Raw genomic sequence first — 13158 nt, 5'->3', positions numbered from 1 at the left:
CTCTTGGATTTGATGACAGGAGAATGAAAAACGAATCTGCGCCAAACGAAAAATCAATCTCATTCGATTGAAAAAACGTTTGGCGCAGATTCGTTTTTGTATATGCTTTTCTCGCAGAAACACCTGAAAACAGCCTATTTCCTGCTTTCAAACATCTTGGAACCTATAAGACAGAAGAACACACGAACAAAAAAGCAAGATAACTTCCACGAGAAAGATATGTCCTTTTGTTCTTATGTCTTATCATCTTCAACATGCAAACGGATTTTCTGCGATGGGCAATCATGCTGGAAGGGGATTAGCACCCACCGCCGCAACAGCCTCCTCTGCGGTGGTGATGCCTTCTGTCCTTGCGGTGATGGCCGTAGTCACAGCAATGTCCTTCGTGCCTGCAATCCCTGCACTCGCTGCATTCTTCGTTTTTACGGCATCCGGCACATTCCGAACAATCCGTCTTGCACGTACAATCCTTGCAGGTGCAGTCTTTGCAACAGCATTCTATTTTATCCCTTTTGTCTTTTTTGTCCTTGTTGTTTTCCTGTGCGGCATAAACGGTAAAGGACACTGCGCTTAGAAGCACCGCGCAACTCAATAAGAACTTTTTCATCCGTTTTCTTTTTTCGTTAAACACCTTATCTAATTTGGCTTTTCAGTCCTAAGTCAGAGCCTTGCCTTCGTACAGCAAAGATAGGGAATAAAACGAAAGGGCTATAGCTTTTTAGAAGTTATTATGTTTTATGGACGATAAAATCTTTGAAACGTTCCAAGCCTTCTGCCAGTATGGCACGAGGGCAGGCGATGTTCCAACGCATGAAGCCTTCGCCTTCCTTGCCGTACATGGCTCCGGCATTAAGCCAAAGCCGGGCTTCCCGGGTCAGGCGGTGTTCCAGTTCGGCAGAAGGCGTGGCCAGTGTGCGGCAGTCCATCCATACCAAATAAGTACCCTCCAGTTTGCAAATCGGAAAGTCCGGAAGGTGTTCCGTGCAGAACTCTTCCATATACCTGTAATTCCCTTGCAGGTATGCCAACAGTTGGTCTAGCCAGTCCTCCCCCTTGCGGTATGCGGCTATGGTGGCGATTACTCCGAAAGGATTGACGTCGCACACCTCGTTGATGTTGATGGCTTTGTCGATTCGGTGGCGTATTTCTTCGTCCGGAGCCACGATGTTGGCGATTTGCAGTCCTGCGATGTTGAATGCTTTGCTGGGGGATATGCAGGTGACGGCATGTCCCGTGAATGTTTCCGGCAAGGAGGCAAAAGGAATGTAGGCATGTCCCGGGTAGGTCAGTTCGCAATGTATTTCGTCGGACACCACCGTCACGTTGTGGCGGAGGCATATTTCGCCGATTTGCATCAGTTCCTCCCTTGTCCACACCCGTCCGGCAGGGTTATGGGGATTGCAGAGCAGCATCACTTTTACCCGTTCGTCGGAGGCTTTCCGTTCCAAGTCTTCGAAATCGATGCGGTAGGTATGGTTTTCGTAAACGAGCGGGTTGCTTGTCACTTCGCAACCGTTGTTGCGGATGGAGGAGAAGAAGCAGTTGTAGACGGGCGTCTGCACCAGTACTTTGTCGCCCGGCACGGTCAGGGCCTTGATGATGGCGGACACGGCAGGCACTACGCCGGAGGTATAAATCATCCACTCCTTTTCAATGGCCCATCCGTGCCTGCGTTTGAACCACGCGCAGACGGCTTCATAATACTCGTCGGGTACCCGCGTGTAACCGAAGATGCCGTGTCCCACGCGGTCGGCCAAGGCTTCCGTGATGGCGGGAGCCGTGCGGAAGTCCATGTCCGCCACCCATAAAGGAAGTACGTCGCTGTCCGTCGCGCTGTCCCATTTGTAGGAATTCGTATGGCGGCGGGGAATTATCTCGTCAAAATCGTATTTCATACGCAGTCGCTGAAACAAGTTTGTTCGTCCCAAAGTTTAAGTTCACAGTTGGCAGGTGCCTTGATGTTTTCGTCGAGGATGATGTCGCCGTAGCTTTCGGCGATGATACATCCGGAAGAGGGATTTTTCACGCCGCTTATCGGTCCGTTGATGGTGGCCCGTACGCTGCTGTACTCGAAAGCGCGGTCGCATTCCGGGCCGAAAGTACAATTCTCAAGCACCAAATCGCGAGCATAGCAGAGCGGTTGTTCTCCCGTGATGTGGCAGTTCACCAGACGCAGGTTGCGCGAGTGCCATCCCAAGTATTCGCCGTTCAGTTCAGAGTCGTACACGGTGACGTTTTCCACTTCCCAGAACGCATCCTTTGTGGTAATCCTGGCATGGTGGATTTCAACGTCTTTCACGTACTGGAAGACGTATTTGCTATCACTTTCCAACCCGTCTATGCGGATGTTGCGGCTGAACATGAACGGGTATCGCCCGTCGTGCAGCTTCAGGTTCTTTATGTCCAACCGGTTGCATCTCCAGAAAACTTCGTCGGCATCGTTGATTTCCACATTCTCGATTTCTATGTCCGTCATTTCGCGGAACATTTTGGGAGCGTCGATGCGTGTGTCGGTCATCTTCAAATGGTCGGAATACCACAGGGCGGAGCGTCCTCCCACGTCGAAGAAACAGTGGTCGATGACGAAACCATGTACGTGCCAAAACGGATAGTTGCCTTCGAAGCGGCAGTTAGTGGCGAGGATGTTGCTACATTCCTTGATGGCCGACTCCCCGGCACGTACGACCACGTGGTCCAGATGCAGGTCGTGTGAGGCGAACAAAGGGCGTTCGCCTCCAAATTCCATGTCTTTTATCAGTTGCATATTGTAATATGGGTTTAAGGGTTTGTCTTTTTGTCTTTCGGAAAAGCATTTTTCCGGCATACGGTTTTCTTGTACAGGCAAAGTTACGGATATGCCTGAAGTTTCAGGGTAGACGGATTACGGATGTTATGACCCGAATTCCGGAAATCCGCATGGCGGCACTTCACAAGCTTGTTTTTTTCAGACTTTCATCCACCGTTTTCCTCTCAGCCGGACTAAGAATATCATGCCTCTGAAGCATAATTCTATGCACATGGCTATCCACACGCCTTTCAGTCCCATGGAGGGGGCGAGTGCGGCAGCCAGTGTGATGCGTACGGCCCAGATGCTGAAGAAGTTCATCAGCGAGGGAACGAGGGTGTTGGCTGCGCCGACGAACACGCCGTAGGCTATGATGGCTGCGGCGAACATGGGTTCGGCGAAGGCTTCGATGCGGAGTACCGCCACGCCCAGTTCCCGTATTTCGTCCACAGGGGTCATGGTGCCGATGATTTGTGGGGCGAAGGCGTACATCACGATGCCCATGAGTCCCATTATGGCCATGCCCGCGAAGACGGTGATGTAGGCAAAACGGCGTGTGAGCTTTCGCCTGCCAGCTCCGAGGCTTTGGCCTACCAAGGTGGTGGCGGCATCCGCTATCCCGTATCCCGGCATGTAGCAGAGGCTTTCGGCCGTGATGGCGAAAGAATTGGCCGCTATGGCCGTGATGCCCAACGGGGCCACGATGACCGTGGTCATGATTTGCGCCCCGCAGATGACGGCATGCTCCAAACCCATCGGCAGGCTGATGCGGACGGCATTCTTCAGTGTGGTCCGCATGGGAAAATGGTGCGTCCCGTGCCATTCCTGGATTTTCAGTCCGGATGACCGGGTGAAGAGGTGCCATGACGTGAGGCATGCCGCCACGCATTCTGCCAATCCCGTACCCAGGGCGGCACCTTCCACGCCCAATCCCGCACCGGGCAGTTGGAGGGACAGTGTTCCGAGGGAAAGTTCCCGTTCCGGAAAGATGAGAAAGAAATTGAATACCACATCAAGCGCGCACATCAGCACGCCTGCCGTGCTAGGGACGCGCATGTTGCCGCTGCAGCGCAGCATGCCCCCGGCCAGAAAATTCAGTTGGAGGACGGGCAGGAAAAGCGAGAATATCAGGAAATAAAGCGAAGAGCCGGCGTGGATGGCAGCATCACCGCCTAACCACCGGGGCAAGTTTTCGCTGATGGAAACGCCGATGGCTGCCAATGCCACACTGAATGTGAGTACCGCCGTTACGGAATGGCGCAGCACGGAACGGGCATTTCCCCAGTCTCCCGCTCCGATGCGGTGGGCCACTTGCACGGAAAATCCCGTGGAAACAGAGGCGCACAATCCCCAGAAAAGCCACGTGGTGGTGGATACCAATCCGATGGAGGCCGATGCGTCCGCACCGAGGCTGCCCACCATTGCGGCGTCAATATATTGCATGATTATGGCCGAGAGTTGGGTCACGATGGCAGGCACGCTCAAGGCTGCTGTCAGGCGCAACTGCTCACCCAAGGTCATGGGGCGGCCTTCGCGGATGAGGGCGAGCAAGCCGTCTGTATCCTTTGCCTTGTTTTCCATGTGTGGTCATTGGATTTTCCGGATGGGCTTTGCCGGTACCCCGCCCACGATAGTCCGGTGAGGCACGTCCTTGGTCACGACCGAACCGGCAGCAATGATGGCTCCTTCTCCCACGGTCACGCCTTGAAGGATGGTGGAGTGGGAACCTACCCATACGTTTCGTCCCAACACGATGGGGGCGGGGTGCATGACAGCGCGGTTTCCGGGATTGAAGTCATGGTTGAGCGTGGCAAACACCACGTCGTGCCCGATCAGGCAACCGTCGCCCAACGTGACACCTCCGTGGTCTTGGAAATGGCAACAGGCGTTGATGAACACGTGTTTGCCAATGGTGATGTTTTTCCCGAAATCCGTATAGAATGGCGGGAACGCCTTGAATGTTTCGTCCACGGGGCGGCCGGTCAGGCGCGAAAACAGTTCACGCAATTCCGCTTGGCTATGGTAAGCGTTGTTGATTTCGCAAGTGATGTGCCGGGCCTCGTCGCTCATCTCGTCCATGAAACGGTAGATGTCGGGCGTGTCGAGGGGAAGGCGTGCATCCGCATGCTTTAAAAATTCATCCAATGTCATGCTGTTGTGTTTTGTTACTTCCTTTTTTGATGTGGCAAAGTTCGGGAGAATTTCAGGCTTGTGAGATAGACAAATTACGGTTGTTACGCCCCTTATTACGGATTTTTATTGGAAAAATGCGGCACTTTGCATGGAATTGGTACGGAATCGCTATATTTGCCTGAACCTTTTTATAAACAACAGAACCCGATATGGAAGAATTTATCAAACTTGACACCGTGGACTGCTACAATAAACTTTATGGGGTAGAGACCCTGCACCCGTTGGTTTCGGTGGTCGACGCTTCAGAAGTCCAACGTGACCTTCCGGACAATGTCACGTTCAACTATGGGCTTTATGCGCTTTTTTTGAAACAGACAAAGTGTGGCGACCTGCGTTACGGCAAGCAGACGTATGATTACCAAGAAGGGACGGTGACGAGTTTTGCTCCGGGGCAGGTGGTGGAAGTCCGGAGGGATACGAGTGTCCGCCCTCAATGGCAGGGCTTGGTGTTCCATCCAGATTTGATACGTGGCACTTCGTTGGGACAGGACATCAAACAGTATTCCTTCTTTTCGTATGCTTCGAATGAAGCCCTCCATCTTTCCGAGGACGAAAAAGGCATTTACCGGGATTGCCTGTCGAAAATCAAGAGGGAGATTTCGCGTCCGGTGGACAAGCACAGCCGTCGGCTGATAGTCCGTAACATAGAGTTGCTTTTGGATTATTGCCTGCGTTTTTATGAACGGCAGTTTATCACGCGGAGCAAGGTGAACAAGGGGATTCTGTCCAGGTTCGAGGATTTGTTGGATGATTATTTCCAAAGCAACCTTCCACAGACAAAGGGACTGCCCACGGTGAAGTATTTTGCCGACCGTGTAAACTTGTCGCCCAATTACTTTGGCGATTTGGTCAAAAAGGAGACAGGGCGTACGGCGCAGGAGTATATCCAAGGCAAGCTCATCGAGGTGGCCAAACAGGAGATTCTCGGTTCAGACCGCAGCGTGAGCGAGATTGCCTACCGTCTCGGCTTCCAATATCCGCAGCATTTCACCCGGATTTTCAAGAAGAGTGTCGGATGTACGCCGACCGGATACAGGGATTTGCCGGTTTTATAAGAGTAGGGGGACTGGCAAGTCGGGCGAGGCCGAAGATTTCGTATGTATCGGGTAATGGCAAAGACAGGAGTGAAGAGGGATAATAAGACATTGAACATAAAGACCGTGTGCGAATGTTGTCATTGTTTGGGCAGTAAGACGTTACATCCGCAGGTGAGCCTTATCAATCTGGAAAAGCCGGAATTGGAAGAGGATGCCGTGAAGTTTGAATTCTATGCCATCTTGTTGATAGAGGATTGTCCGGACGGTTATTGCTGTTGCGGCCGGAAGTATTATGATTATTCCGTGGCCACGATGGTATTCCTTACGCCGGGCGAAATCTTCCGTATGGGCAAGGAGGACACGTTGCCTCCCAAGGGTTGGCTTTTGGCATTCCATCCCGACTTGCTGTTCCGCACTTCGCTCAAGAGCCACATCAAGAATTATACTTTCTTTTCTTATCGCAAGGAAGAGGCGTTGCACCTCTCCCGGCGGGAGACTTCCACGGTGGTTTGCCTGTTGGAGCACATAGAAGAAGAACTGCACCATCCGATAGATGTGCATACCGGTACCATCCTTTCGCGCCACATCGAACTTTTGTTGGATTATTGTACGCGGTTCTACGAACGTCAATTCATTACCCGTGAAAATAAAAACAAGCTATTGCTAGCCCGTCTGGACCGCATGTTCGATGAATATCTTGATTCCGGACGGTTGTCGGCAGGAGGTTTGCCCGTCTTGGCGCAGTGTGCCGCTGTGCTGAATCTGTCTGCGGCTTATTTTTCCGACTTGTTGAAGTTCGAGACCGGTAAGGGTTTGGAGGAATATTTTGAGTTCAGGAGACTGGATACGGCCCGGCGTTTGTTGTCGGAAGGCATGCACACACCGGCCGAAGTGGCTCGTTTGTTGGGGTATCCGAACGTACAATGCTTCAGCCTGATATTTAAAAAGGTGGTAGGGGTGCCGCCGGGTGAGTTCCGTTATTCACGGAATTAAAACCCTCTGCACCCGTGGAGTGGATGCAGAGGGTTTGAGGTTATAACGGCATGTTGCCGTGCTTCTTGGGCGGATTGCTTTGGTTCTTGTTCCGGGTCATCTCCAAGGCGCGGATGAGTTTCCGGCGCGTGTCGCGCGGCATGATGATTTCGTCCACCAGTCCGCGCTCGGCTGCGCGGTAAGGATTGGAGAACTCTTCTTCGTATGCTTCCACAGCCGTCTTTTTCTCCTCCTCCGATGCTTTACGGTAGAGGATGTTGATGGCACCGGATGCCCCCATTACTGCAATTTCGGCTTGCGGCCAGGCAAAGTTCACATCGGCACCGATCATCTTGCTGGCCATGACGATATAGGCTCCGCCGTAGGCTTTACGCGTAATCAGCGTGATTTTGGGAACGGTGGCCTCGGCGTAGGCATACACGATTTTGGCTCCGTGGCGGATGATGCCGTCATGTTCTTGTGCCGTGCCAGGCAAGAAGCCCGGCACGTCTTCGAACGTCACCAAGGGGATGTTGAAGCAGTCGCAGAAACGGATGAAGCGGGCGGCTTTGTCCGAAGCGTCGATGTCGAGCACGCCGGCCAGGAATGCCGGTTGGTTGGCGATGATGCCGACGGTTTGTCCTCCGAGGCGGGCGAAACCGATGACGATGTTCTTGGCAAAATGCGGCATCACTTCAAAGAAATATTGGTTGTCCACGACGGGTTCGATAACGTCTTTGATGTCGTATGGTTGGTTAGGATCTTCCGGAATCACCGTCTGCAAACTTTCCACACGGCGGTTCGCGTCGTCGCTGCAAGGCACGATCGGCGCGTCCTCCATGTTGTTGGACGGCAGGAAGCTGAGCAGTTCGCGGAGTTGCATCAGTGTTTCTTCTTCCGTCGGGTAGACAAAGTGGGCCACACCGCTCTTGCTGCTGTGCGTGTAAGCTCCTCCCAACTCTTCCTTGTCCACCACTTCATTGGTCACGGCCTTCACCACATCCGGTCCGGTGATGAACATGTGGCTGTTTTCGTTGACCATGAAAATAAAGTCGGTGAGGGCGGGAGAGTAGCAGGCACCTCCGGCACACGGGCCGAGGATGGCCGTGAGTTGGGGAATCACGCCGGAGGCCATTGTATTCTGGTAGAATATGGAAGCGTATCCCGCCAGGCTGGTGATGCCTTCCTGTATGCGGGCGCCTCCCGAATCGTTCAGTCCGATGATGGGTGCGCCGCTCTTCAAGGCCAAAGTCTGTACTTTTACGATTTTGGCCGCGTTGGTCTCGCTCAACGAACCGCCGTGTACGGTGAAGTCGTAAGCATAGACGAACACTTGCCGTCCGTCTATCTTGCCGTGACCGCACACCACGCCGTCTCCCGGAATCTGTTTCTTCTCCATTCCGAAGCGGGTGCAACGGTGGTTCACGAATTTGTCTATTTCGCAGAACGTATCCTTGTCGAGCAACATGCCGATGCGTTCGCGTGCCGTCATGCGGCCCGAGGCGTGTTGCTTTTCTATCTTGTCCGGTCCGCCACCCTGCGAAGCCCGTTTGTCCAATTCCTCAAACCGGGCATATAGTTCTTCTCTTTTCATGCTTCTTGTATGAGTTCTAATTCTATCAACGTTTGATTGTCTTGTACGGCCTCTCCCTCTGTCACGAGAATGTTTTTCACCCTGCAGTCCGAACTGACCTTATAATTGCTTTGCATCTTCATGGCTTCGAGTACGATGGCGATGTCACCTGCCTTCAACTCGTCTCCCGGCTGTACGGGGATGCTGACCACCTTGCCCGGCATGGGTGCCACGATTTTATCCGGTTGGCGTTCGTCCGCATGCTTTTTCATGCGGAGGTACTTGGCCTGCGTGTCCACCACGTCCACGTGGTAGGAGCGGTAGAACATGTTCACGTCGTAGCTCTTTCCGCCTTCTCCGCGAATAAGTTCCGCATTGTAGGAATTGCCGTCGTGCAGGATGGAGCAACTACCGTTCTCGGCCATGACGATGTCCACTACACACGGTTTGCCGTCGATGGTGAGTTCCACGCGGTTTCCCTCTTTGTTTACCAATGTCACGTCCGCGACACGGTCTCCTATGTGCATTTCCATAAAATATCCCTTTCCTTATTATATACGTAATACTCCCTTTTGCAGGCCGAACTCGCGCCAACGGCTGATGGGGCGGGAGTCTGTCGTGCGCACGGGGCTGTTCTCTTCCAGATTGAACAGGTAGTCCACGTAGGCGGCTATCATGGCCATGTTTTCTATCTCTTCGTTCTCTCCGTTGCTGCGTTGCAGCGAACGGGAATATTTTGACAGGAATGAAGTGTCGTATTCGCCTTTCACAAAAGCCGGGGCGTACATGATGCGGCGCAGGTAACTGATGTTGGTTTTCAGTCCCGTGATTTTGAATTCATACAACACACGCCGCATACGTTCGATGGCAAACTGGCGGCTCGTGGCCCATACGATGAGCTTGCCGATCATCGGGTCGTAGTAGAGGGGGATTTCGTAACCTTCGTACACGTAGCTGTCGATACGCACGCCGATGCCGTTCGGCTCCGTGAGTTGGCGGATGATGCCGGGGCAGGGGATAAACCCGTTTTCCGTGTCTTCGGCACAGATGCGGCACTCGATGGCGTGTCCGCGTTGGGAGAGGTCCTCTTGTTTGAAGCGCAGAGGCTCACCGTCGGCCACGCGGAGCTGTTCTTTGACAAGGTCTACGCCCACCACTTCTTCCGTGATGGGGTGTTCCACTTGCAGGCGGGTGTTCATTTCCAAGAAATAGAAGTGGCGGTATTTGTCCACCAGAAATTCTATGGTACCGGCACCACGGTAGTTCACCGCCCGGGCGGCGGCAACGGCTTTCTCGCCCATCTCCCGGCGGAGTTCCGGCGTGAGGAAAGGCGAAGGGCTTTCTTCCACGATTTTCTGGTTGCGGCGTTGCACGGAGCACTCCCGGTCGAAGAGATGCACCACGTTGCCATGGGCATCCCCAAGTATTTGGAACTCGATATGGTGCGGCTCTTCCACGAATTTCTCCAGATATACCGTGTCATCCCCGAAGGAAGACATGGATTCCGAACGGGCCGAGTCGTAAGCCTCTTTCACTTCGTCTTCGCTATGGATGAGGCGCATGCCTTTTCCGCCGCCACCCATGGAGGCTTTCAGCATGACGGGAAAACCGATTTCCTTGCAGATGCGTACGGCTTCATCGGCGTCTTTCAGCGGTTCGGCAGTGCCTGGCACCACCGGTACCCCTGCCGCCATCATGCGTTGGCGGGCTGCAATCTTGTCTCCCATGGCTTCCATCGTGTCGGCTGTCGGGCCGATGAAGATGATGCCTGCGGCCTCGCAACGGCGTACAAATTCCGCATTTTCGGACAGAAAGCCGTAACCGGGATGGACGGCGTCGGCTTTGCATTTTGCGGCCACTTCGATGATACGGTCGATGTTCAGGTAACTTTCGTGCGACTCGGCCGCGCCGATGCAGTAAGCTTCGTCGGCATACATCACGTGCCTTGACGTACGGTCGGCCTCAGAAAATACGGCCACGGTACGCAGACCCATTTCGCGGCACGAGCGCATGACCCGCACAGCGATTTCGCCACGATTGGCGATCAAAACTTTTTTAATCATCTTTGTTTCATTTATCCTACATGTTCTCCTAACCCACGAGCAAGAACAGTTTTTTAACGAACGGCAGGTCTTCTGACTCGCCCCCTTCCTGAAACCTTCCCGGCCTTGAGAAACAAACGGCCAGTGGTGATGGTGCTTTTTCAGAAAGTTCACGGAGCATCACAGCAGCGGGACTGTCCGGGATTTGCACCCGATTCCCTTTTAATCCGTGCGCAAGGACTTGCACACAGAACCGATTCTTGTGCAAAGGTACGTCTTTTTTCCGTTACAGCCTAATGGTTTCAAAAGAAATTAATTTTCCGTAGGGCGGAAGATGTCGGGTGGGCTTGTAGGGAATGTCTTTTTGTTACTGTATGGGAGGATTTCAGTCCCAAAAGACAGCGTTTTCGTTTTATCTGACAGGCCAAAAACGGCTGAACCGTAGCATATAGAGCCTCTTCTTGCATATTTATACGGTATATGCGTTGTTGTTTTGCATATCTCCCGCATATATGCAATTCAATCCCAAGAGAATGGAAAACCATTCGGCTGAAAGCGGAAAATCATTCTCCGCATGTCGGCTCGTGTTTCTCTTTCAAACGCCGTAAAAATGTCTTTTTTCCGGCAAATTTCCGGCTTGCAAACCGTGTGCCGGCTTTATTGGGTTACTTTTTCCGTTCCAAAATCCGGTGGCATCATGCAAGCCGGATGTGTCTTTAGGCTTACGCACCGAGCCGCTTCATGCGGAAGGAAAGGCATGGACGGGTGACAGAGGATAAATATTCTTGCGTAAGGGTTGTCATTTTGTTATTCCTGAAGGGCTGTATGGTTGCGTTATTCTTGTCGCAGCCTTTGCCTGTGTGCGAATACGCAATTCTTGGGGGTGTGGAAATGACATGGTGTCAGAATGTCAATGGCATGCCGGGTTTTGGATTTAATATTTTTTAAGTATAATATAATGTATTCCGATTGGTATTTTATGATGTTCGTTCGTATATAAATTATATTCACGTAAAGTTGGTAGTATGAATAAGATATTATGTGGCGCGCTGGGAGCCTTCTTCGTTTCTTTTCCCATGCAAGCGAAAATACTCGTGTATCCGAAGATAGAAGACCAGGCCATTGTGGACGACAACCGTTACAAGGTGTACGTCAGGGAGGCCGGGACGGAAAATGCCTGGCGGGAGTTACAGGTTTTTTCAGTGGAGGTGGACATGGACACGCAGAGCCGGGCTGCCATGGCGCAGTTCGACGCAGACGAGCCGGTGGAGGTGAAGGTCGTGGCGCATGGTTTACCGGTGGATGACGTGAAGATACGTCCTCTTTCGCGAGGTATATCATATAATAAGGTGGACGGGCACGCCTTGACGTTCCGCCTGGAGCGTCCGGCCAAGTTGAGTGTGGAGTTCGGGGGCGATCGTATGGGTAATCTCCATTTGTTTGCCAATGCTGTGGAGACGGAGACGTATGACGGAACAGGGGGCGAAGGCGTCGTGGTCTGGGATGGAGGTTCGAAAGACATTTTCCGGAAAGATTGCCGTCTGATTTATTTCGGTCCCGGCGTGCATAAGCCCAAGGACCTGCCCAACGATGAGATAGACGTACCGAGCAACTGCACGGTTTACCTGGCGCCGGGGGCCTTGGTGAAAGCCAAGCTCAGGGTGGACAGGGCAAAGAATGTGCGGATTGTGGGACGAGGGATGCTGTTCCGGCCTTTGCGCGGCGTGGAAATCACCCGTTCGCGCAACGTGCACGTAGAAGGCATTACGGTGGTCAACCCCCAGCATTACACCATAATGGGCGGAGAAAGCCGGAAGGTGACGGTCAGGAATGTGAAGAGCTTTTCATCCCGGGGGTGGAGCGACGGGATTGACTTGATGTGTTGCCATGACTGGTTGGTGGACGATGTGTTTCTTCGTACGAGCGACGACTGCCTGGCATTTTATAATCACCGGTGGTGGTTTTGGGGAGGGACAAGCAACCTGACGGTGCAGAATTCCATTTTGTGGGCCGATGTGGCGCATGCCATTAACGTGGGAGGCCATGGTGACGACCGTTCCCCGAAAGGGGAGACGCTTCGCAGCGTAAGGTTCCGCAACATAGACGTGCTGAACGTGGACGAGGATGACGACAACTATCGTGGAGTGATGTCTGTGTGCGTGGGCGACAAGAACCGGGTGGAGGGCGTGTCGTTCGAGGACATCCGGGTGGAAGACTGCGAAGAGGCGCGGCTGATAGATATCCGGGTTCTTTTCAATGAGAAATATAACCGTGAGCCTGGCGGTCCGATTCGCAACCTTGTCTTTCGTAATATCCGCTACCAAGGCGAAAGGGGAAAAATGTATCCTATGCGGATAAAAGGATATGACGCAGGCAACGACGTGTGCGGCGTGCTGTTGGAGAATGTCACGGTAGACGGAAAGAAATTGACGGGCACGGAAGGGATAGAGATGAACGGGTTTGTTTCCGATGTGGAAGTAAGGTAGGGAGCTTGTCTTTCGTTTTGTTCATGAAAGCGTGGATAGGTTTCTTTTTTGTCACAAGAAGTGTCTTTTT

General features: G+C 52.8%; 11 protein-coding genes and 1 riboswitch. Of the genes, 3 read left to right on the top strand and 8 right to left on the bottom strand.

Annotated features, from left to right (window positions below; all coding sequences use genetic code 11):
• Window positions 1-298: 298 nt before the first annotated feature.
• The 5 genes from AC5RDV_RS05085 to AC5RDV_RS05065 all read right to left on the bottom strand — a co-directional run bounded on the left by AC5RDV_RS05085 (window position 299) and on the right by AC5RDV_RS05065 (window position 4936).
• On the bottom strand, window positions 299-607 hold the full coding sequence (locus AC5RDV_RS05085) for a hypothetical protein (protein ID WP_282747128.1): 309 nt from the start codon (window positions 605-607) through the stop codon (window positions 299-301).
• A gap of 121 nt (window positions 608-728) precedes the next feature.
• A complete protein-coding gene (locus tag AC5RDV_RS05080) occupies window positions 729-1895 on the bottom strand; it encodes a MalY/PatB family protein (protein ID WP_282747130.1) in 1167 nt (388 codons plus the stop codon).
• Window positions 1892-2764, bottom strand: a complete 873-nt coding sequence (locus AC5RDV_RS05075; RefSeq protein ID WP_130893045.1) for a DUF3737 family protein — start codon at window positions 2762-2764, stop codon at window positions 1892-1894. Before AC5RDV_RS05075 ends, AC5RDV_RS05080 begins: the two co-directional genes overlap by 4 nt.
• 180 nt (window positions 2765-2944) lie before the next feature.
• Window positions 2945-4366: an MATE family efflux transporter gene (locus tag AC5RDV_RS05070; RefSeq protein ID WP_282747131.1), complete on the bottom strand. Its 1422-nt coding sequence runs from the start codon at window positions 4364-4366 to the stop codon at window positions 2945-2947.
• A gap of 6 nt (window positions 4367-4372) precedes the next feature.
• A complete protein-coding gene (locus AC5RDV_RS05065) occupies window positions 4373-4936 on the bottom strand; it encodes an acyltransferase (RefSeq protein ID WP_282747133.1) in 564 nt (187 codons plus the stop codon).
• Window positions 4937-5127: 191 nt separating this feature from the next.
• On the opposite strand from AC5RDV_RS05065, the gene AC5RDV_RS05060 reads away from it, so the two are divergent.
• A complete protein-coding gene (locus tag AC5RDV_RS05060) occupies window positions 5128-6033 on the top strand; it encodes a helix-turn-helix domain-containing protein (protein WP_130893043.1) in 906 nt (301 codons plus the stop codon).
• A 54-nt stretch (window positions 6034-6087) separates the two neighbouring features.
• Window positions 6088-7008: a helix-turn-helix domain-containing protein gene (locus AC5RDV_RS05055; protein ID WP_282747134.1), complete on the top strand. Its 921-nt coding sequence runs from the start codon at window positions 6088-6090 to the stop codon at window positions 7006-7008.
• A gap of 40 nt (window positions 7009-7048) precedes the next feature.
• Here AC5RDV_RS05055 and AC5RDV_RS05050 read toward each other — a convergent pair whose 3' ends face one another.
• The 3 genes from AC5RDV_RS05050 to accC are packed head-to-tail and all read right to left on the bottom strand — an operon-like array spanning window position 7049 to window position 10623.
• The gene (locus AC5RDV_RS05050) at window positions 7049-8581 is read right to left on the bottom strand and encodes an acyl-CoA carboxylase subunit beta (RefSeq protein ID WP_282747136.1); all 1533 of its coding nucleotides are present in this window, start codon (window positions 8579-8581) and stop codon (window positions 7049-7051) included.
• The gene (locus tag AC5RDV_RS05045; protein WP_008629529.1) at window positions 8578-9093 is read right to left on the bottom strand and encodes an acyl-CoA carboxylase biotin carboxyl carrier protein subunit; all 516 of its coding nucleotides are present in this window, start codon (window positions 9091-9093) and stop codon (window positions 8578-8580) included. The genes AC5RDV_RS05050 and AC5RDV_RS05045 overlap by 4 nt, the downstream gene beginning before the upstream one ends.
• An 18-nt stretch (window positions 9094-9111) precedes the next feature.
• Window positions 9112-10623 (bottom strand): acetyl-CoA carboxylase biotin carboxylase subunit, encoded by a 1512-nt coding sequence (gene accC, locus AC5RDV_RS05040; protein ID WP_008629527.1) that lies wholly within the window; start codon window positions 10621-10623, stop codon window positions 9112-9114.
• 45 nt (window positions 10624-10668) lie between these two features.
• A riboswitch (cobalamin riboswitch) is annotated at window positions 10669-10875 on the bottom strand.
• Window positions 10876-11627: 752 nt separating this feature from the next.
• Here accC and AC5RDV_RS05035 point away from each other — a divergent pair.
• Window positions 11628-13088: a glycosyl hydrolase family 28 protein gene (locus AC5RDV_RS05035; RefSeq protein WP_282747137.1), complete on the top strand. Its 1461-nt coding sequence runs from the start codon at window positions 11628-11630 to the stop codon at window positions 13086-13088.
• Window positions 13089-13158: the final 70 nt, after the last annotated feature.

This window comes from Paraprevotella sp., assembly GCF_986071375.1.
The sequence above is the reverse complement of the archived record's forward strand: the minus strand, read 5'-3'. Positions and strand labels throughout refer to the sequence as shown.

What these genes read in the sequence shown, in the direction of transcription:
- AC5RDV_RS05050 (WP_282747136.1), bottom strand. Translation starts at nt 8,581, where the DNA reads ATGAAAAGAGAAGAACTATATGCCCGGTTTGAGGAATTGGACAAACGG.
- AC5RDV_RS05065 (WP_282747133.1), bottom strand. Translation starts at nt 4,936, where the DNA reads ATGACATTGGATGAATTTTTAAAGCATGCGGATGCACGCCTTCCCCTC.
- accC (WP_008629527.1), bottom strand. Translation starts at nt 10,623, where the DNA reads ATGATTAAAAAAGTTTTGATCGCCAATCGTGGCGAAATCGCTGTGCGG.
- AC5RDV_RS05055 (WP_282747134.1), top strand. Translation starts at nt 6,088, where the DNA reads ATGGCAAAGACAGGAGTGAAGAGGGATAATAAGACATTGAACATAAAG.
- AC5RDV_RS05060 (WP_130893043.1), top strand. Translation starts at nt 5,128, where the DNA reads ATGGAAGAATTTATCAAACTTGACACCGTGGACTGCTACAATAAACTT.
- AC5RDV_RS05075 (WP_130893045.1), bottom strand. Translation starts at nt 2,764, where the DNA reads ATGCAACTGATAAAAGACATGGAATTTGGAGGCGAACGCCCTTTGTTC.
- AC5RDV_RS05085 (WP_282747128.1), bottom strand. Translation starts at nt 607, where the DNA reads ATGAAAAAGTTCTTATTGAGTTGCGCGGTGCTTCTAAGCGCAGTGTCC.
- AC5RDV_RS05080 (WP_282747130.1), bottom strand. Translation starts at nt 1,895, where the DNA reads ATGAAATACGATTTTGACGAGATAATTCCCCGCCGCCATACGAATTCC.
- AC5RDV_RS05045 (WP_008629529.1), bottom strand. Translation starts at nt 9,093, where the DNA reads ATGGAAATGCACATAGGAGACCGTGTCGCGGACGTGACATTGGTAAAC.
- AC5RDV_RS05070 (WP_282747131.1), bottom strand. Translation starts at nt 4,366, where the DNA reads ATGGAAAACAAGGCAAAGGATACAGACGGCTTGCTCGCCCTCATCCGC.
- AC5RDV_RS05035 (WP_282747137.1), top strand. Translation starts at nt 11,628, where the DNA reads ATGAATAAGATATTATGTGGCGCGCTGGGAGCCTTCTTCGTTTCTTTT.